Below are 18,766 nucleotides of genomic sequence, written 5' to 3'. Positions count from 1 at the left end.
GCAATAACAGTCGTCGCTGCCGTATTTTGTAAGGGATAATCTATGAGAAATGTCGCGCCTGTTGCCTTACTGCTGGCATTAACGCTCTGTACCCTGCGGGTGAATGCCGAAGATGAACCGCAAATTATTACGCCGGAAGGACTGGCCACTAGCCAGATGCTTCCCTCGCTGGACGGCGCGGTTGCCGATCTGCCGCTAAGTGCCGCCGCTCCCGGTAGCCTGACGCTCAACGACGCGGTGAGTCGTGCCGTGAGCTGGCATCCTTCTATTCGTGAATCCATCGGCAAACTGCTCTCGCAAAACGAGCAAATCGACGTGGCGAAGTCAAAATATTACCCGCAGGTTTCTGCCGGAATGAACAACGGTTACAGCAATACCTACACCGACCACGGCTTTAGCCCGGCGCTGGTGATTTCGGTATCGCAAATGCTGTACGACTTCGGCAAAGTGGCAAGCCAGGTCCGCGCCGAGACCGCCGGAGCCGCGCAACAGCAGGCGAATGTGTTACTCAGTATTGATACCATCGCCCACGCCACCGCCAACGCAATAGTCCAGGTACAGACGTGGCAGCAAATGGTGGACGCCGCCGAAGAGCAGCTCATCGCCTTAAACGGCATTGGTCGACTGACCCGTCAACGTAATGATGAAGGGGCAACCTCGCTGTCAGACGTGGTGCAAACCGATGCGCGTATCGAGTCTGCACGTTCTCAGTTGGCGCAGTATCAGGCCAATCTCGACAGCAGCAAGGCAACGCTGATGAGCTTCCTCGGCTGGAACTCGCTTAACAGCATCAGCAATGAATTCCCGGTCAAACTGGACAGCAGCTGTGATGTGGTCAAACCGGACGATAAACTGGTTCCCGCGGTCCTGGCGGCATGGGCGCAGGCGAATGTAGCGCAGGCAAATCTCGACTACGCCAACGCGCAGATGACGCCCACCATCTCTCTGGAACCGTCGGTTCAGCACTATCTCAACGACAAATACCCCAGCCATGAGGTACTCGACAAAACCCAGTATTCTGCATGGGTAAAAGTTGAGATGCCGCTATATCAGGGAGGCGGACTCACCGCCAGACGCAACGCCGCCAGCCATGCGGTAGAATCTGCACAATATTCCATCCAGCGCACCCGACTCGAAGTACGGCAGAAATTACTGGAGTCCCGCAGCCAGGCGATGAGCCTCGCCACCGCCCTGCAGATTCTGCGTCGCCAACAGCGGCTGAGCGAACAAACGCGCGAGCTTTATCAACAGCAATATCTGGACCTTGGCTCGCGCCCGCTGCTCGACGTGCTTAACGCCGAGCAAGAGGTGTATCAGGCCCGTTTTGCTGAACTCCAGACTCAAAACCAGCTGCGCCAGCTCCAGTTGAACTGTCTCTATAACACCGGCTCGCTTCGCCAGGCGTTCGCCTTAAATAATCGCAGCATTCAATCGGTGGAGATCAAGCTATGAGCAACCTCGATTCACATGCGGATGATGTAATTGGCGAACACGCCCTGAGCCAGTGGGCGCAGGCGATGACGCATATTGCCAATCACTATCGCGTGGCCTGTTCTCCTGGCGCAATCCAGGCCAACGCCCCATGGTTTGCGGGAAAAAGCCGGGCCACGGCCCTGTCGCAACTGGCGCGTCAGGCGGGACTGTCATTTCATGCGCTGAATACCGCCGCGCAGGCGTTCGGTCAATGGCGCCTGCCAGTGGTGGCGGAACTGCGCGACGGCCAACTGATGGTAATAGAACATTTCAACGGCGAAGATACGTTAGATGTTTTCATCATCGCCGAAGAGGGCCAGCGTAACAGGTTAACGATTGCAGAACTTCTGCCGGAGATCGTGAGCATTACCGCGCTGCGCCCGCTGTCGGCGCTGAAGGACAGTCGGGTAGACCGCTATATTTCTCGCTTCAAGCCCGACTGGATGCGCGAACTGGTGTTAAAGGACATCCGCCCTTACCTGCCGGTCATGATTGCCGCCTTTCTGATTAACGTCCTGTCGCTCGCCGGGATTATCTTTTCCATGCAGGTCTATGACCGGGTGATCCCCGCCCAGTCTTATCCAACGCTGTATGTTCTCTCTACCGGTGTTCTGGTGGCGGTGCTGTTTGGCTTTTTGCTGCGCGAAGCGCGTACCCACATAATGGATCTGCTCGGCAAACGCGCCGATATGCGCATTTCCGATCGCGTGTTTAGCCACGCATTGCGGCTGCGCAACAGCGCCGTCCCCCGCTCGACGGGGAGCTTTATTTCTCAACTGCGCGAGCTGGAACAAGTTCGCGAGATGATCACCTCCTCAACCATGTCGACCATTGTCGATCTGCCGTTTTTCTTTCTGTTTATCGTGGTGCTGGCCTGTATTGCCCCACCATTGGCGTGGATAGCCCCCGTCGCGGCACTGTTGATGATACTGCCTGGCTTGCTGTTACAGAAGAAGCTGGCGGTGCTCGCCAACCAGGCTGCCCATGAATCCACCCTGCGCAACGCGGTGCTGGTCGAAAGCGTCCAGGGGCTGGAAGACATCAAGCTGATGCAGGCGGAAAACCGCTTTTTACAGCAGTGGAACAGCTATATCCGTATTACCGGAGAGTCAGGGCTACGCACGCGTAAGCTGACTCAAGGACTGATTGGCTGGGGCATGTCGGTACAAAGCCTGGTCTACGCCGCCATCATTATGTTCGGTGCGCCGATGGTCATTGAAGGCACGATGACCACCGGCGCCGTGGTGGCGGCTTCAATGCTCGGTTCCAGAATGATTGCCCCGATGGCTAATCTGTGCGGCGTGCTGGCCCGCTGGCAACAGGTCAAGGCGGCGAAGATGGGATTAGACAACATCATGCAGCTTCCCACCGAAACGCAGTATGACGAAGACAGGGTGCATCAGGAGATTTTTCACGGCCATTATCTGTTTGAGAACGCACACTTTCGCTACCACAGTGATGATCAGCGCGTTCCACTGCGGATCACGCGTCTGGAGGTCATGCCCGGCGAACGGGTGGCGATCCTCGGGCGTAACGGTGCCGGAAAATCAACGCTGCTACAGGCCATGGCCGGCGGCGTGGAGATTATCCAGGGCGATGTCCGGCTCGATAACCTGAGTCTGGCGCAAATCGATATGGCCGATTTACGCCGCAACATCGGTTTTCTCAGCCAGAATGCGCGACTGTTTTTCGGCACCCTACGCGAGAACCTGACCCTCGGCGCACCGCACGCCAGCGACGCGCAGATCTTCGAAGCGCTGGAGGTCAGCGGCGCGGCTGCTTTCGTTAAACAGCTCGCCAAAGGGCTGGCGCATCCCATTATGGAAGGCGGCAACGGTTTGTCCGGTGGACAACGGCAGTCGATCCTGCTGGCTAGAATGCTGCTGCGATCGCCCAATATCGTGCTGCTCGATGAACCCAGCGCCTCGCTGGATGAACATACCGAGCGGGAATTTATTCAGCGCCTCAACCAGTGGTTGGGTAACCGCACATTGATTGTCGCCACCCATCGCGTACCGGTTCTGGAACTGGTCGAGCGTGTGGTGGTGTTGAAAGAAGGTCAACTGGTCATGGATGCCCCGAAAGCGCAGGCGTTGAATGCGAGCCGGGCACCTGCCCCAACTCACGGTCGGGAGTGGAAAAATGAAAACCAATCCGCATGATGCCGCCATGGACGACCTCGATATCCGCCGCGAGCACCGTTTTTCCGGGGCCAGCCGCATTATTCTGCTCAGCACGCTGCTGTTTGCCGTCCTGGGTATCTGGGCATATTTCGGCAAGCTGGATGAAGTCTCAACCGGCAGCGGGAAAGTGATCCCCAGCTCGCGAGAGCAAGTCTTGCAATCACTGGATGGCGGTATTCTCGCCGAACTGACGGTCCGCGAGGGAGATAAAGTCCAGGCTAATCAAATTATTGCTCGCCTCGACCCCACCCGTTCAGAGTCCAACGTTGGGGAGAGCGCCGCCCGTTATCGCGCCTCACTGGCCTCCAGCGCAAGGCTCAATGCCGAAGTTAACGATCTACCGCTGGTCTTTCCCGATTCGCTGCGCGCCTGGCCGGATCTCATCGCCTCCGAAACTCGCCTGTATAAAAGCCGCCGCGCACAGCTTGCGGATTCAATGGCGGAACTGCAGGATGCGCTGGTTTCGGTAAATAAAGAATTGGCCATTACTCAGCGACTGGAGAAAAGCGGTGCCGCCAGCCACGTAGAAGTGCTGCGCCTGCAACGCCAAAAAAGCGATCTGGGATTAAAAATCACCGACCTGCGCTCGCAATATTTCGTGCAGGCGCGGGAAGCGCTGTCAAAAGCCAACGCCGAAGTGGATATGCTGGCGGCTATTTTAAAAGGACGCGAGGATTCCGTCACCCGCCTGACCGTACGCGCGCCGATGCGTGGTATTGTGAAAAATATCCAGGTCACACCATTGGCGGCGTTATTCCGCCCAACGGCGAGATGATGGAGATTGTGCCGCTGGACGATCATCTGCTGATCGAAACCCGCCTGTCGCCGCGTGATATCGCGTTCATCCATCCCGGCCAGCGGGCGCTGGTGAAAATAACCGCCTATGACTACGCCATTTACGGCGGTCTGGAAGGCGTAGTTGAAACCATCTCACCGGACACCATTCAGGATAAAGTGAAACCGGAAATCTTCTATTACCGCGTGTTTATCCGCACCCATCAGGACTTCTTACAGAACAAACTGGGACGCCATTTCTCCATCGTACCGGGCATGATTGCCACAGTGGATATAAAAACAGGTGAAAAAACCATCGTCGACTATTTAATCAAACCGTTTAATCGCGCAAAAGAAGCGCTGCGTGAGCGCTAAATCCTTGAGGATTAGGGGTTGCGGGGGCTGGTCACGCGTGTCACAAGTCTGTTATACTTGTCCTAACACATTGGGGCTGATTCTGGATTCGACGGGATTCGCGAAACCCAAGGTGCATGCCGAGGGGCGGTTGGCCTCGTAAAAAGCCGCAAAAAAATAGTCGCAAACGACGAAAACTACGCTTTAGCAGCTTAATAACCTGCTCTGAGCCCTCTCTCCCTAGCTTCCGCTCTTAAGACGGGGATCAAAGAGAGGTCAAACCCAAAAGAGATCGCGTGGATGCCCTGCCTGGGGTTGAAGCGTTAAATCTAATCAGGCTAGTCTGGTAGTGGCGTGTCTGTCCGCAGGTGCCAGGCGAATGTAAAGACTGACTAAGCATGTAGTACCGAGGATGTAGGAATTTCGGACGCGGGTTCAACTCCCGCCAGCTCCACCAAACATTCATTCATGATGCATCATGAACCTTAAAAAAGCCTGTAACTTCAACGAGTTGCAGGCTTTTTTGTTGCATGTGTGGTCATGATCTCTGTATGAATCTTGAGCATTATGTATCTTGTTTTGTACCGCGTTGCCTGAACGCTAAAAAAACAAGGTGCAAAAACATGCCTAAGGTATTGAAATCACTAACCAATACCGAGATCGCTGCCGCCAAACCGCAGAAGACCGAGTATATGCTGCGCGATGGCGACGGACTGGCGTTGTTGATTAAGCCATCCGGCAGAAAGATCTGGTACTTCGAATACACTCCCCCGGCGCTGAAAAAACGAACCAAAATCAGCATTGGCCCCTATCCGGTAGTCACCCTCGCCATGGCGCGAGATTTCAGGTTGCAATACCGGCGTTTACTCGTGCAGGGCATCGACCCACAGGCCCATCTGGAGCAGGTTGCAGAGGAGCAACGACTCCAGAATGAATGCACGCTGGAAAAAGTTGCGGAACAGTGGCTCAAAGAGAAGAAACGGACCAGCGATCTTAGCGAAGATCACGCCAAAGATGTCTGGCGCTCGCTGGAGATGCACGTCTTCCCCTCTCTGGGTAGTACGCCCGTCACTGAGATCCGCCCGAAGATGCTCAAGGAACACCTTACACCGCTGGAAGAACAGGGCATCCTCGAAACACTGCGGCGAGTTATCTCACGGCTCAATGAAATCTTCCGTTTTGCCATTTCCGAAGAGCTCATCGAGTTCAATCCGGCTGACAACCTGGTCGCCCGCTTCAAGAAACCGAAAAAGCAGAACATGCCCGCCCTCCACCCCAGCGAACTGGGCAGGCTAATGCTGGCGCTACAGAACGCTTCTATCCGCAAGGAAACCCGCTGCCTTATCGAATGGGAGCTACTGACCTGGGTTCGCCCCGGCGAAGCCGTTAGCGCCCGCTGGTGCGACATCGATATGAAAAAAGCGGAATGGCGTATCCCTGACACCTTTATGAAGATGAACCGTTCGCACACGGTGCCGCTCAGCAAACAGGCGCTGCGCGTTCTTAAGGTTATGGAACCCGTCAGCCGCCATCGTCCGTGGGTTTTCCCCAGCATCCGCAAACCGCTGGAGCATATGCACCAGCAGACCGCTAACGCCGCGCTTATCCGTATGGGGTTTGGCGGTGAACTGGTCGCCCACGGCATGCGCAGCATCGCCAGAACGGCGGGCGCAGGTCATTTTCCCCGTGAAGTCCTGGAGTCTGCGCTGGCGCACCAGAAAGAGGATGAGATCGAAGCGGCCTACAACCGGAGCGACTATCTGGAACAAAGGCGACCGCTGATGCAGTGGTGGGGAAACTACGTTGATGCGGCCCGACGGCAAGCATTGCTCGGCGAAGAAGAACCGCTGCGGATCGTGGAAGGAGAATAATGTGACCAGCCCCATTCGTCAGAATCTGTTTGAACGGGAATGTGATATGCCGCTGCTGGAAGCGCGGCATCTCGCCCTTCTGCTTCTCGGCCTCGATGCTTCCCAACCAGCAAACGCCCTGCCGGAAGAACACCAGGAAAATTACCGTATCCTGCACGACGCCATCAGCCGCACCATCAAAGCAACGGGCATGGTCAGCGCCCCGGCGAACAAGCGCATGTTCTATGCCGATGAGATGTTCGCTCTGGCCTGGCGGCTTATTGATGACGAACTTACGCCGCCAGAAATTAAGGCCCGCAGCCTGAAGGCGGTGATGAAACTGTCGTGTAACAGCCGTGGTCGCAAATGGCTGAAGACGCTCGGCGACGACGCACTACCGGATCCCACTGCTTCAGCACAACCTACTCTGCGTGGAATGCATAAGCGCGACAAGGCTCGGGCGAATACTGCCCGACTCTGCTGGTTGCTGGTTCAGCTTCTGGTTGAGGAGACTGACGGACGGTATGGGACGTCTGATAAACCGGCTTCGGATCGGATACTTCGCAAGCTGAAAACGATGGCACAGGAGCGGGAATTACCGTCTGATGGGCTTGGACGAGGGACCTTTTATGAGGTGTTGAAGATGGGAAGGTGGGAAGAAACTAAGTGATTTAAATAAGGAAATCTTTACTTAATATAAAGATTTCCGGATTTAAACGAAAAGCAATTTACAGATTAAGTGTATGATCACCCTTAGGATAATAAGGCCCAACACAAAACGCTGTATTGTTCAATTCAGGAGATATCATTGATGTTGTGAATATAAGTTGATAATTGTCGTGTAGCTTTTGACATTCACTAATAATAACATGCTGGAAGTTATGACTTCGCGCTTCTACCATTCCTTTATCTTCGATGTTATCCATGATCATAAAATTAGGTAGACGAGTTTCAGGATCGTCAACGCAGTGTAAGAAAATAGCAAGTCTTATACTATTCTTAAAGATAACCATTGAACTAGCAGAAAACTTACTCATACCATCTAGGTACATTCTATCTCTAGCGAAATCAATTATAACATCCCCAGGACTATCAAATGCTGGTTCATTGCCATCATCAGATATAAGTAAACGTTTAGTAATATTTTCTATATCTGAATAAACAGACACTTGTCTCTCGGCTTGTGCCTTGTCCAAGGTATCTAATTTTTCCTTAATTTCAAGAATCCTTCTTTGAGCCTGTTGTTTTTCAAGCAACAAAGAATTTATTTTAGCGATCCCGCTTCTATTTTCCTCAAGTGAAAGAATTGCGCCTTCAATAAACCCTATGTTTTTCCCAATTTCGACAATCAAACTTTCTTTTTCAGATGGGATAACGGAAAACGTCTTAAGATTCCTAGCAATTTCGTTTATTTTAAGATTTGTTTTTTCTAGGGAAATTTTTAATTCTGTAACTTCAACCTCAAGATTCTTTATTACCTGATTACTTTCTTTTGCTTGGAAATTTAGATTATTTAATTGTTTTACATAAGCATCATCCGAAGAGTTTTTGTTATGTTTGCTTTTACATAGCCCACAGCTATGTTTATCACTATTGCTCTCAATAAGACTCAAGCAGGAAGGACAGTATTTAAACTCAATGCTACCAAGAGAAAAATTTACAGCTTTAGAATGAAGTAAAGCATCTTTTCTTGATTCGAGGGAAATCAAAAATAATTTAGTATCATTTATTTCTTTTGTTAAAGAAAGAATATCCTCTTCAATTTTAAGTCGTTGCGCAACTAATTCCATGTTTTCGCTTTGCAACTTAGATAAAATTGTCTGTTCTTCTTTATTTAGATTGGTATTTCCACTAGAAAGTAATGACTCCATTTTTTCATTAAGAGCATCAAGCTCCATTGAATAATTATCAATCCTCTCATTCAACGAATTCTCATTAACTCTTACATTATCACCACCAATTATTTTAAAAATAGCATTGGCTTCAGAGTTATATTTTTCGAAGCGTTTAGTTTCTGATAACAACTCCTGTCTTAAATTGTGAGCTTCTAAATCATCAATGCCAAGAAGATATTCGCCAATAGCACGCCTTAAATTTGGGTTATCAAAATTCTTTTCTTCTTTTAATAACTTTGTCGTTGCTGATAATTGATCAATATACATAAGTCGCATTATCTGATGAAGTGTTAGGGAAGGTGCGAACAAGTTCCTGATATGAGATCATCATATTCATCCGGAGCGCATCCCAGAGGGACATCATGAGCCATCAACTCACCTTCGCCGATAGTGAATTCAGCACTAAGCGCCGTCAGACCCGAAAAGAGATTTTCCTCTCCCGCATGGAGCAGATTCTGCCATGGCAGAATATGACCGCTGTCATCGAGCCGTTTTATCCCAAGGCGGGCAATGGCCGACGGCCCTATCCGCTGGAGACCATGCTGCGTATTCACTGCATGCAGCATTGGTACAACCTGAGCGACGGTGCCATGGAAGATGCCCTGTACGAAATCGCCTCCATGCGCCTGTTTGCCCGATTATCCCTGGATAGCGCCCTGCCGGATCGCACCACCATCATGAATTTCCGCCACCTGCTCGAGCAGCATCAACTGGCACGTCAATTGTTCAAGACCATCAATCGCTGGCTGGCCGAAGCAGGCGTCATGATGACCCAAGGCACTTTGGTGGATGCCACCATCATTGAGGCCCCCAGCTCTACCAAGAACAAAGAGCAGCAACGCGATCCGGAGATGCATCAGACCAAGAAAGGCAATCAGTGGCACTTTGGCATGAAGGCCCACATTGGTGTCGATGCCAAGAGTGGCCTGACCCACAGCCTAGTCACCACCGCGGCCAACGAGCATGACCTCAATCAGCTGGGTAATCTGCTTCATGGAGAGGAGCAATTTGTCTCAGCCGATGCCGGCTACCAAGGAGCGCCACAGCGCGAGGAGCTGGCCGAGGTGGATGTGGACTGGCTGATCGCCGAGCGTCCCGGCAAGGTAAAAACCTTGAAGCAGCATCCGCGCAAGAACAAAACGGCCATCAACATCGAATACATGAAAGCCAGCATCCGTGCCAGGGTGGAGCACCCGTTTCGCATCATCAAGCGGCAGTTCGGCTTCGTGAAAGCCAGATACAAAGGGCTGCTGAAAAACGATAACCAACTGGCGATGTTATTCACCCTGGCCAACCTGTTTCGGGTGGACCAAATGATACGTCAGTGGGAGAGATCTCAGTAAAAACCGGAAATAACGCCAGAAATGGTGGAAAAAATAGCCTAAATAGGCTGATTCGATGTGTTTGCGGGAAAAAAATCGGCCCAGATCCGCGAAATTTTAATCAGCGAGTCAGCTTGGGAAGAAATGACCTGCTTATTCGCACCTTCCTTAGATTACGCTCATCATCAGTTTTATGCCTTGGCAGCCCTAGTAACTCAAAAATTTGCTGAGAGAAACTATGCAACGTATCGCTTCTTCGATAAGGATAGCTTGTCCATTGAGCACCACATTTAATTGCTGAATCAATTGTACCTTCATGTAAGTGCATTTTTGAAAGGCCGTTTTCAACAATATTTCTTTTTAAAGTGACCCTGATTCCATTAAGTAAAACTTGTGCGAAAACATTGTCACAATAAGATTGATGCTGAGTCCAATCAGTTATAACGGATCCTAAAGCATATGAAAGTAGATCTACAATGGTTGATTTACCTGTACCATTCCAACCTCTTATGATGTTTACACCCTTATGAAAATACTGATCATAAACGAATTTTTCATTTCTTGATACCGCGAATCGTTCTACAAGTAAATGGGGTTTAACCATTTTTTTCGACCTCATCATATCTATACTCCATGAGTCCCGTTCTTTTTTTAAGGCCATTTGCCCCATAAAATTCTATTTTTTGGAACTCTTTAGAAACCAGAATAAACCATTTATTTTTTTTGATTGCTGCTTCATTTAATGATGCTACTAATTGATCTGGCAAATTTGTTTCTGTTCTCTTAATCATACCGTTCTCAAAACTTTTCATATCAATTAATTGTTTTGATAAGAGATGATAAAATGCAATCGACTGTATTCTTCTTAACTCAACAAATATTCTATTAGGGTTTTGTATATTCTCATATGGCTCACATATTTTTTGTATTTCTTTTTTATAGATTCTCAACTCACTTGGGAATGGTTTTATAGATTTTAAGAGACTAGGAAAAAGCACATAAAAATCCATAAGCCTAAATAGCTCAATATCTATTTCACAATGATTTTGCTCTTGCAATAAAAGCAACGTTCTAAAAACACAATGATTTGCGTCAAATATGGGATGATATATTAACACTTTACCTCCCATGATACATGACATAGGCCAGTTAGAAAATAGAGCATTCCTGATACTAACTCAGTAGTTACTAAACTATCAAAACGGACAATAGCTTTATGCACTGGTTGTATTATTTCTATATTAATAAGTCGATCGACTTCTATTTTACTCTGACCACTTATTATTGCAGGATATATACACTGATGCCAGCTTGAGCAAATAGCTGATAAGACTTGAATATAAACCGTTTGTTCGACCAATGACATCTGATCTTTTGCAACTCTTCTAGCAAACTTACTCTTTAATCTGGTAGCTCTTTCCACTAAGTCAGAACGGTCACCACGTAAAAGTTTAGCTTCCAGACCAATGATAGCTCTGCCCGGATAATCATCGAGATATTCAGCCAAATCTTCCATAATTGATATTAACTCATCATGTCCTAAACAAGATTTTTTAACTTGATCAATAGTAGATTCTAAACTCGATAACGTGTAAAAATTGTTGTCACCGTCATGCGATGCTCCATCTTGATATCGCACTTGAGAGATATTCATGAGAAATTATTATCTCCTTTGTGTTTGGCATTATCACGGTATACAACAGTCTGATTTTTTATAGACGTCGGCGATAATCGTTCAGATTCATCATCTTCCACAGATTTATTTTTAGGTTGAGCATGATCCTTTTCACCATTATCAAAAGGCTTTGTTGTTTTAAAGGTTGAATATAAAAAGAATACAGTCAGAAGAATCAAAATAATTATAATAAGAACGAAAACCCGCTCTATCCCTAATAGATGAGTTAATTTTTCATCAAATATTTTATCAATTAAACAATAAAAGATATAAAGTACAAGTCCAGGAAGGCCAACTATCTTTATAGATTTGCTCCAAAAGTCACTCATCGAGTTCCCTAACCATGAATTAGCACATTGAAAGTATTGATAATTTATCACTACAAAAGCATAAAATCCATCAAAAAGCAAAAAATGAAATTGCTTAATTATCCAATAATTTCAATTGGTTAGTTTTTTTTGAGTTGATTGATTTTGATTCTGAGTGCTAAAAACGTAACTCTCATTAGACCCTTCGAATCGCTTCGTACATTGTGAGTTCAATGTAGTTTTCTTGCTCCTAGCCGATAGCAAGATGGCATCAGAGATCATGATGTTTTCGTTGCCGTGCGTTACCGTCCATTAAACTCCCCCTATCCTTACCACTTATCATTAGATAAAAAAACAAACACATTTTTTCATGCAGTTAACGTAAATGCATAAAATATAGCAACAATTGTATTATTACCGGACTCCTTACCTTCTACCCGGACTCTACTTTTTCACCCGGACCTATACCTCCCCTCCCCGTTCCGCGCTATAACCGCTCCGACACTCTGTTCCCGTGAGGTGCAATCATGAAAACCCGTGCTGACAGCAGCGATGCTTTTCCCGAAAGCGGCAACGTGCGTATGCGGCAGGTGGTCCAGTTTCTGGCGATGAGCGAATCCTCGGTTTACCGCCTGATTAAAAACACCGACTTTCCCCGCCCCGTCCACCTCTCTTCCCGACTGGTGGTCTTCGATGCCGCTGAAATCCGCCAGTGGCAACAGCGCCGCACAGCCATCCGTTAATCCACGCTCAGGGATGAGCCAACCGATACCCCATCATGAAACGCGCCCCCTTTCTCTGTAAGCAGTTTCCGGACCGCACACTCGAAGTGGTGATCCTTGCCGGAAGCCTGGCATGGGAGACCTCACGCGCCTGGCGAAAAGATCCTGAACGGGAAGACAATATTCCTCCGGTGGTGCTCGGCCCGGATGAACTGGTCGATCTGGACAACCTGACCATTATCAGGCCCGACACGCTCTACGTCCGGGTACTTCGCTCCGGCGATATTGGCGAAGAGGACCTGCTCAAAATCGCCGTAAAACTGGCGCACGCGGGTGTACAGATGGCCCGGCTGATGACTCCCGACGGTGAGTTGCTGGAAAACTGGACCGGGCAGCTTATACGCCTGCGGCAGGAAAAGCCTTCCGATATCCTGCCGGATCACTTCCGCCTCGATGAAGAGGCGCTGTGGTTTGACAGGCTCACCGAACGGCGCGACGGGGAAAGCGACGTCCAGCCCCAGCGCATCTGTTCCCCGCTGCGCGTCACCGCCATCACCTGCGACAGCCATGACGGCAGCTATGGCCGACTGCTGGAATGGCACACCACCACCGGGCAGTTGCAGCGCTGGGCCATGCCGATGGCAATGCTCAGCGGCAACGGCGAGGAGCTGCGGCGCATTCTGCTGGAAAACGGCCTGACCTACATCTCCACCCGCCCCGCCCTGCGCAGCCTGTTATGCGAATACATCTCGCGGTCACTCCCCGGACGCAGGGTCACCTGCGTGGAGAAAACCGGCTGGCACAGCGGCGTGTATGTGCTGCCGGATGAGGTTATCGGTCCCGGTGGCGACAATGTCATCCTTCAGGGCAGCCACTATCTGTCCGGCGGCTTTGCCCAGGCCGGTACGCTGGCAGAGTGGCAGGAGCAGGTCGCCGCGCTCTGTGCCGGCAACTCGCGGCTGGTCTTTGCCGTCTGCTGTGCGCTGGCTGCCCCGCTGCTGCACCTGACCGGAACGGGTGGCGGAGGCTTTCACCTGCGCGGTGAGTCCACCGACGGCAAAACCACGGTGATGAAGGTGGCCGCCTCCGTCTGTGGTGGCACCGATTACTGGCACTCCTGGCGGGCCACCGGGAATGCGCTGGAGGGAATTGCCAGCCGACACAATGATGCCCTGCTGCCGCTCGATGAACTGCACGAAGTGGACCCGCGTGAAGCCGGGATGATTGCCTATATGCTGGCGAACGGCCAGGGCAAGGGGCGTGCACGTACCGATGGCGAAATGCGTAACCGCAGGCACTGGACGCTGCTGCTGTTCTCCACCGGGGAATTGTCGCTGGCGGAACATACCGAACGCGCCGGAGAGCGCCTCTACGCAGGGATGGACGTGCGCATGGTACAAATCCCCAGCGACACCGGACAGCATGGTGCGTTTGAGCAGTTGCACGGGTTTGCCAGCGGCCAGCAGTTCGCCGATGCCCTCTGCGACCGGGTGGCCCGCTTTCACGGCACCGCCTTTCGTGCCTGGCTGACCTTCCTCACCTGCGACCTGGACGCCAGCACCGCCCTGGCAAGAGAGTTACTTCGCCGCTACCAGACCGCCCTGATGCCTGAGAACGCCGGAAACCAGGTACAGCGTATCGTGGCCCGATTTGCCCTGCTGGCGGTGGCCGGAGAGATGGCGACGCTGCACGGCGTCACGGGCTGGCAGGAAGGCGCGGCGTATGAGGCGGTGCAGATCTGCCTGCACGCCTGGCTGAACGAGCGCGGGCATATCGCCAACCAGGAGGATGAAGGCGTGCTGGCGCAGATCAAGCGGTTCATCACCGCGCACCAGTACAGCCGCTTTGCCTCGTGGGATGGCCCGGACCGCCCGCTGAATATGGTGGGCTTTCGCCGGGTGGAAAAAGATCCGCTGACGGGTGAAGAACACACACTGTTTCACATCCTGCCGGAGGGCTGGCGGGAAATGTGCCGGGGATTCAGCCCGGCAAAAGCAGCCAGGTTATGCCAGGAAGCTGGTTGCCTGCTGCCCGGCAGTGACGGGAAATACCAGTCGCAGGTTCGCCTGCCGGAGATCGGCAAAGCCAGGGTCTACCGCCTTACCTCCCGCATCCTCAGTATCTGAGTGCAGTCTCGCGTATCTTAAAAAAAGGTGGTACAGGGTGGGACAAGTGGTACACGCAGAGCTGGCGCGGGTTTCAGCGTCCCACCTTACAGAATATTGTTTAAAAAAAGTGGTACAGGGTGGGACAACCGTTGTTGAGACTGTCCCACTTTTCAGACTGACATTTTTCAAGTGGTACAGCGCAAAGCCACGGCTGGCGCGGTTGTACCACTTGTCCCACCTGTACCACCTCAAAAACAGAAGAACTGAAAATGGCGAAAAGGGGCTGAAACGGCAAAGGCTGAAAGGAAGGGAGAATAAGGGGAACGGGCCTGCCCTTAAAGGGCAAAAGCCATGAGAGATACAGACTGATAGTGATCGATAGTTCTATTGCTCAGTATTATTGTCGCCGTCAATATTATGGTCGATCTGACGCGCCACACTTGCCAGAACGCGTTTCAGTACCCGCCCTCGCTGTACAGGGGCCATGTATTTGAACAGGTTATTGAGTAGCTCAAGATCCTTTTCAATTTCTGACATCCCGTCCTTTGGACAGGCAAACTCTTCATCATCACCTAAAAACCATCCCGCTTTGATGCCCATACCAGCAGCTATCTTCCGAAGTTGCATGATTCCGGGAACGGATTCTCCCTTCAGATAGCTTCGAATGGTTGAATTGGGAATACCGGTTTTATCTACCAGAGAACTGACTGTGTCTTCAGATAACGACATCGCTTCGGCAAGGCGAGTGCCAAACTGAAAATTGTTATCTTGATCAAAAAATTGATTATCTTTTTTAGACATTAGACGCCACTAATCAGTAATCAATTGATTTTGTTGAATTCAATAAAAATAAATTCACAATATGTTGTGAAAAACAGATCTTTAAACTCACAAAATCATGTGATAACTTATCTGTACAAATTGCAGACTATCACCCTCTGCAAACCCAACTGCTGAGCATCGCATACTCAGGGCTGAATTGCCACGCATGCGCTCGTCCTGAAAACCGCTCAGTTCACAAAAACACGCCACAAGCGGGGATAACAAAGAAAGCAGTATGAATCACAGCTGTTTATCGCCATTACCGGAGCCCCAGACGCTTACGCCTGTCATGCCTTAACCTCTGTCCGATAAGTCTGTGTGCTCCGGGCCTTTTACCCGGAGGACTCCTTATGTGGACAGTCAGCCTCGCTGAGGCGTTTATTCATGTATTCCAGACCGCAGGCAAAATCTTCCTCGACATGATGACCGGACTTATCCCGATGCTCATCTGCCTGTTGCTGGCCATCAACTTCCTGATGAAGCTGGTCGGCACCGTACGGATGGAGAAAGTCGCCGCCCTGCTCGGTCGCTCACGCATTCTCACCTACGGCGTACTGCCGGTACTCGGCTGGTTCTTTATGAGCAGCCCCGGCGCGCTGACGCTCGGGAAACTCTTACCTGAGAAGAGCAAGCCCGGCTATGAGGATGCGCTCGGCACTACCGCCCATCCGCTCACCAGCCTGTTTCCCCACGTGGTGCCGTCGGAGCTGTTCGTCTGGCTCGGCGTCGCCGCCGGGATTAAGGCGCTCGGCCTGCCCGTCACCTCGCTGGCGCTGCGCTATATCGCTGCCGCCATGCTGATTGGCCTGATACGTGGAATTATCACCGAGTACCTGTTCCTGCGGCTCAGCAAGCGGGGGAATGCGCCATGATGATTTACTGCGCAAGTATCGTCGCCATCGGGTTGTTTGTCGCTGACGGCCTGACCGACAAAATGCTCATCACCTTCGACAGCAACGGGCCGAAGGACTGTCTGGATTACTCGCTGTCACTGGAGCCGACCATGCGGGAAGAAAATCTGTTCATTCTGCCGGGCGATACCCTGTTACTGGCCGGATACAGCTACCTCATTACGGCTGTGGGTAAAGAGGCACAGCAGTCGCTGTTTGAGCTTGGCCATCTGACGATGAAATTTGACGGCAGCCTGAATGCCTTCCATCCCGGCGTGGTCCATCTCTCCGGCCCAGTGCCATTGCTCTCAGCCCTGCACGGAGAACTGATGATTGCGGAGGGACGCCCATGAATACGGTGCTTATTCCTCCCGGTCCCGGCGGCTACGGTAAAGGACTGTGGCTACCCATAGGGAGTGGCAAAAAGGTGCTGTCACTGACCGGACGCGAGATTCATCCGGTGGCGATAGAAATCGGCGCGCTCACCGAATCAGAAATCGTCAACGGCTTCGCTGATATCCCGCCGGATAACGACATCCTGTGCGTGGTGATTAACTGCGCCGGGTCCCTGCGCTGCGGCCTGTATCCGCAGAAGGGCATCCCGACCATCAACGTGCTGCCCACCTGGCGCGCCGGGCCGCTGGCGCAGTTTATTAACGAGGATAACTACGTCTCCGGCGTCACGATGGAGCAGCTGGTTCTGGTGGATACCGCCGACGTACCGGACAGCGAGCCAGAGGCCATGCCTGAGCCACGGGTCATCACCACGCCGCCACCTCCACATGGCGCGGAAAAACTGGTGCGCATGGTCGAGCGTACCGGTACCGCCGTCGGCCACGTTATCGCCCTGTTGTTCGCCGCCAGCCGCGAGGCGGTGGACGTGTCGCTGCGCAACGTTATTCCGTTTATGGCCTTTGTGTCGCTGCTGATTGCCCTGGTGCAGGAGACCGCACTCGGCAGCCTGATTGCCCACGCCCTGACGCCGCTGGCGAACTCGCTGTGGGGGCTGGTGCTGCTGTCGCTCATCTGCGGCATTCCGTTCCTCTCCCCGGTGCTCGGGCCGGGTGCAGCCATCTCTCAGGTGATTGGCGTGATGATTGGTACCCAGATTGGCGCGGGTGCCATCTCTCCGGCCTTCGCCCTGCCCGCGCTGTTTGCCATCAACGTGCAGGTCGGCTGCGACTTCGTGCCTGTTGGCCTTTCGATGCAGGAGGCAAAGCCGGAGACCATCGCAAAAGGTGTACCCGCGTTTCTGCTGTCGAGACAACTGACCGGACCGCTGGCCGTCATCATCGGCTGGCTGTTTTCCCTGGGCTTATTCTGAGGACTCACTAATGAACAAAATCAGAGCCGCCGTGGTGGGCGCAGGTATCTACGGCAAACACCATATGAACGCGTACCGCCACAACCCGGACACGGTGCTGGTCGCCATCTGCGAAACAGATGAGGAACGCTGTGATGATCTTGCCATGGCGTACGGGATCCAGGGCTACACACGACTGGATCGGTTACTACAGCAGGAGGCTATTGATATCGTCTCGGTGGCGACACCTGACCCGTACCACACCGAATCCATCCTCACCGCCCTGCGCTACGGCAAACATGTGCTTGGGGAGAAACCGCTCGCCACCTCGGTACGCGAATGTGAGCTTATCGTGGAGACGGCGCGGCAGCGGGACCTGCTGGTCGGCGTCGATTTCCACAAGCGCTGGGACCCGGCGGTGATGCGTATTAAGGCCGAACTGGAGAAGCCGGAAGCCGGGCGCATCCTGCACGGCCATATCAGCATGGACGATGTCATCAGCGTGCCAACGGAATGGCTGGACTGGGCGGGCGCAAGCTCCCCGGTGTGGTTCCTCGGCTCCCACTGCTTTGACCTGGTGCGCCATCTCTCCGGCCAGGAAGTGGTGTCGGTGTATGCCGTCGGGCAGAAGCGGCTGATGGTTGAATGCGGCCTCGACACCTTCGACAGCGTGCAGAGCCTGCTGACAATGGCCGACGGCAGTTCGTGGGTGGTGGAAAACTCGTGGGTGCTGCCGGAGGGCTTTCCGAAGGACAACGACGGGCGTATCGATATCCTCTGCGAGGCAACGTATATCCGCAGTTCCTCACAGCACCGGGGACTGGAAATCACCACGCCGGGCATGACGCTCACGCCCAACAGCTATTTCATCAACTACCGCAACGGCGTTGCCAGTGGTTTTGGTATCGACCCGATCAATGATTTTGTGCGCGCGGTCAGGAACAGGTCACCGTACCCGGTAACCGCAGTGGACGGGCTGGCTGTGAGCCGGATTTGCGAGGCGGTGCATCGCAGCCTGGTGAGTGGGAAGCCTGAACGCACGATAATGCCATAACTTCAAGGGCTGTACCTTTCTGTTACGTCAGAT

18 protein-coding genes, 1 other RNA gene and 1 pseudogene are annotated in these 18,766 nt (G+C 52.1%); 14 read left to right on the top strand and 6 right to left on the bottom strand.

Annotation, left to right across the window (positions count from 1 at the left end):
- Positions 1 to 42 precede the first annotated feature (42 nt).
- The 6 genes and pseudogenes from SK33_RS05945 (at position 43) to SK33_RS05920 (ending at position 7,304) form a co-directional block, all read left to right on the top strand.
- Positions 43 to 1,452 (top strand): TolC family outer membrane protein, encoded by a 1,410-nt coding sequence (locus SK33_RS05945; RefSeq protein WP_048218427.1) that lies wholly within the window; start codon positions 43 to 45, stop codon positions 1,450 to 1,452.
- Entirely contained in the window at positions 1,449 to 3,635 is a 2,187-nt protein-coding gene (locus tag SK33_RS05940; RefSeq protein WP_048218428.1) for a type I secretion system permease/ATPase, read from the top strand. The genes SK33_RS05945 and SK33_RS05940 overlap by 4 nt, the downstream gene beginning before the upstream one ends.
- A gap of 7 nt (positions 3,636 to 3,642) precedes the next feature.
- Positions 3,643 to 4,805: pseudogene (locus SK33_RS05935) on the top strand (HlyD family efflux transporter periplasmic adaptor subunit).
- A gap of 72 nt (positions 4,806 to 4,877) precedes the next feature.
- Positions 4,878 to 5,241, top strand: a transfer-messenger RNA (tmRNA) gene (ssrA, locus tag SK33_RS05930).
- A gap of 166 nt (positions 5,242 to 5,407) precedes the next feature.
- Complete coding sequence (locus tag SK33_RS05925) at positions 5,408 to 6,655, top strand: integrase domain-containing protein (RefSeq protein ID WP_048218429.1); 1,248 nt, start codon at positions 5,408 to 5,410, stop codon at positions 6,653 to 6,655.
- Between the two features lies 1 nt (position 6,656).
- Entirely contained in the window at positions 6,657 to 7,304 is a 648-nt protein-coding gene (locus tag SK33_RS05920) for a hypothetical protein (RefSeq protein ID WP_048218430.1), read from the top strand.
- Positions 7,305 to 7,362: 58 nt separating this feature from the next.
- Here SK33_RS05920 and SK33_RS05915 read toward each other — a convergent pair whose 3' ends face one another.
- Entirely contained in the window at positions 7,363 to 8,796 is a 1,434-nt protein-coding gene (locus SK33_RS05915) for a hypothetical protein (RefSeq protein ID WP_162771965.1), read from the bottom strand.
- A gap of 95 nt (positions 8,797 to 8,891) precedes the next feature.
- Between SK33_RS05915 and SK33_RS05910 the strand changes: the two genes are divergently transcribed.
- A complete protein-coding gene (locus SK33_RS05910; RefSeq protein WP_000019445.1) occupies positions 8,892 to 9,872 on the top strand; it encodes an IS5-like element ISKpn26 family transposase in 981 nt (326 codons plus the stop codon).
- Entirely contained in the window at positions 9,854 to 10,081 is a 228-nt protein-coding gene (locus SK33_RS26630; RefSeq protein WP_326928974.1) for a hypothetical protein, read from the top strand. The genes SK33_RS05910 and SK33_RS26630 overlap by 19 nt, the downstream gene beginning before the upstream one ends.
- On the opposite strand, the gene SK33_RS05905 is transcribed toward SK33_RS26630, so the two are convergent.
- From SK33_RS05905 to SK33_RS05890, 4 genes are read right to left on the bottom strand one after another with little or no spacing between them, the layout of a single operon-like run.
- Positions 9,973 to 10,455 carry an ATP-binding protein gene (locus tag SK33_RS05905; RefSeq protein WP_162771966.1) on the bottom strand — a complete coding sequence of 161 codons (483 nt, stop codon included), beginning with the start codon at positions 10,453 to 10,455 and terminating at the stop codon, positions 9,973 to 9,975. The genes SK33_RS26630 and SK33_RS05905 overlap by 109 nt on opposite strands.
- Positions 10,448 to 10,969, bottom strand: coding sequence for an ABC-three component system middle component 5 (locus SK33_RS05900; protein ID WP_048218912.1), 522 nt, complete (start codon positions 10,967 to 10,969; stop codon positions 10,448 to 10,450). Before SK33_RS05900 ends, SK33_RS05905 begins: the two co-directional genes overlap by 8 nt.
- Complete coding sequence (locus SK33_RS05895) at positions 10,963 to 11,505, bottom strand: ABC-three component system protein (RefSeq protein ID WP_048218432.1); 543 nt, start codon at positions 11,503 to 11,505, stop codon at positions 10,963 to 10,965. Before SK33_RS05895 ends, SK33_RS05900 begins: the two co-directional genes overlap by 7 nt.
- The gene (locus SK33_RS05890) at positions 11,502 to 11,855 is read right to left on the bottom strand and encodes a hypothetical protein (RefSeq protein ID WP_048218433.1); all 354 of its coding nucleotides are present in this window, start codon (positions 11,853 to 11,855) and stop codon (positions 11,502 to 11,504) included. The genes SK33_RS05895 and SK33_RS05890 overlap by 4 nt, the downstream gene beginning before the upstream one ends.
- A 506-nt stretch (positions 11,856 to 12,361) precedes the next feature.
- Between SK33_RS05890 and SK33_RS05885 the strand changes: the two genes are divergently transcribed.
- Positions 12,362 to 12,577, top strand: coding sequence for an AlpA family transcriptional regulator (locus SK33_RS05885; protein ID WP_032723754.1), 216 nt, complete (start codon positions 12,362 to 12,364; stop codon positions 12,575 to 12,577).
- A gap of 35 nt (positions 12,578 to 12,612) precedes the next feature.
- A complete protein-coding gene (locus SK33_RS05880; protein ID WP_048218434.1) occupies positions 12,613 to 14,682 on the top strand; it encodes a DUF927 domain-containing protein in 2,070 nt (689 codons plus the stop codon).
- A gap of 366 nt (positions 14,683 to 15,048) precedes the next feature.
- On the opposite strand, the gene SK33_RS05875 is transcribed toward SK33_RS05880, so the two are convergent.
- Positions 15,049 to 15,465 carry a helix-turn-helix domain-containing protein gene (locus SK33_RS05875; RefSeq protein ID WP_048218436.1) on the bottom strand — a complete coding sequence of 139 codons (417 nt, stop codon included), beginning with the start codon at positions 15,463 to 15,465 and terminating at the stop codon, positions 15,049 to 15,051.
- 371 nt (positions 15,466 to 15,836) lie between these two features.
- Between SK33_RS05875 and srlA the strand changes: the two genes are divergently transcribed.
- Genes srlA through SK33_RS05855 form a run of 4 tightly spaced genes read left to right on the top strand, consistent with a single transcriptional unit; the run spans position 15,837 to position 18,733 of the window.
- Positions 15,837 to 16,358 carry a PTS glucitol/sorbitol transporter subunit IIC gene (srlA, locus tag SK33_RS05870; RefSeq protein ID WP_048218438.1) on the top strand — a complete coding sequence of 174 codons (522 nt, stop codon included), beginning with the start codon at positions 15,837 to 15,839 and terminating at the stop codon, positions 16,356 to 16,358.
- Positions 16,355 to 16,729: a PTS glucitol/sorbitol transporter subunit IIA gene (locus SK33_RS05865; RefSeq protein ID WP_048218439.1), complete on the top strand. Its 375-nt coding sequence runs from the start codon at positions 16,355 to 16,357 to the stop codon at positions 16,727 to 16,729. The genes srlA and SK33_RS05865 overlap by 4 nt, the downstream gene beginning before the upstream one ends.
- Entirely contained in the window at positions 16,726 to 17,700 is a 975-nt protein-coding gene (gene srlE, locus SK33_RS05860; protein WP_048218441.1) for a PTS glucitol/sorbitol transporter subunit IIB, read from the top strand. The genes SK33_RS05865 and srlE overlap by 4 nt, the downstream gene beginning before the upstream one ends.
- A gap of 10 nt (positions 17,701 to 17,710) precedes the next feature.
- Positions 17,711 to 18,733 carry a Gfo/Idh/MocA family protein gene (locus tag SK33_RS05855; protein ID WP_048218442.1) on the top strand — a complete coding sequence of 341 codons (1,023 nt, stop codon included), beginning with the start codon at positions 17,711 to 17,713 and terminating at the stop codon, positions 18,731 to 18,733.
- Positions 18,734 to 18,766: the final 33 nt, after the last annotated feature.

The organism is Citrobacter sp. MGH103, assembly GCF_001034475.2.
GTDB lineage: Bacteria > Pseudomonadota > Gammaproteobacteria > Enterobacterales > Enterobacteriaceae > Citrobacter > Citrobacter freundii.
The sequence above is the reverse complement of the archived record's forward strand: the minus strand, read 5'-3'. Positions and strand labels throughout refer to the sequence as shown.

Bases quoted from the DNA above. Each gene is read 5' to 3' on its own strand.
- SK33_RS05905 (WP_162771966.1), bottom strand. From the start codon at position 10,455: ATGGTTAAACCCCATTTACTTGTAGAACGATTCGCGGTATCAAGAAAT.
- srlE (WP_048218441.1), top strand. From the start codon at position 16,726: ATGAATACGGTGCTTATTCCTCCCGGTCCCGGCGGCTACGGTAAAGGA.
- SK33_RS05895 (WP_048218432.1), bottom strand. From the start codon at position 11,505: ATGAATATCTCTCAAGTGCGATATCAAGATGGAGCATCGCATGACGGT.
- SK33_RS05855 (WP_048218442.1), top strand. From the start codon at position 17,711: ATGAACAAAATCAGAGCCGCCGTGGTGGGCGCAGGTATCTACGGCAAA.
- srlA (WP_048218438.1), top strand. From the start codon at position 15,837: ATGTGGACAGTCAGCCTCGCTGAGGCGTTTATTCATGTATTCCAGACC.
- SK33_RS05945 (WP_048218427.1), top strand. From the start codon at position 43: ATGAGAAATGTCGCGCCTGTTGCCTTACTGCTGGCATTAACGCTCTGT.
- SK33_RS05940 (WP_048218428.1), top strand. From the start codon at position 1,449: ATGAGCAACCTCGATTCACATGCGGATGATGTAATTGGCGAACACGCC.
- SK33_RS05885 (WP_032723754.1), top strand. From the start codon at position 12,362: ATGAAAACCCGTGCTGACAGCAGCGATGCTTTTCCCGAAAGCGGCAAC.
- SK33_RS05890 (WP_048218433.1), bottom strand. From the start codon at position 11,855: ATGAGTGACTTTTGGAGCAAATCTATAAAGATAGTTGGCCTTCCTGGA.
- SK33_RS05865 (WP_048218439.1), top strand. From the start codon at position 16,355: ATGATGATTTACTGCGCAAGTATCGTCGCCATCGGGTTGTTTGTCGCT.
- SK33_RS05925 (WP_048218429.1), top strand. From the start codon at position 5,408: ATGCCTAAGGTATTGAAATCACTAACCAATACCGAGATCGCTGCCGCC.
- SK33_RS05880 (WP_048218434.1), top strand. From the start codon at position 12,613: ATGAAACGCGCCCCCTTTCTCTGTAAGCAGTTTCCGGACCGCACACTC.
- SK33_RS05915 (WP_162771965.1), bottom strand. From the start codon at position 8,796: ATGTATATTGATCAATTATCAGCAACGACAAAGTTATTAAAAGAAGAA.
- SK33_RS05910 (WP_000019445.1), top strand. From the start codon at position 8,892: ATGAGCCATCAACTCACCTTCGCCGATAGTGAATTCAGCACTAAGCGC.
- SK33_RS05875 (WP_048218436.1), bottom strand. From the start codon at position 15,465: ATGTCTAAAAAAGATAATCAATTTTTTGATCAAGATAACAATTTTCAG.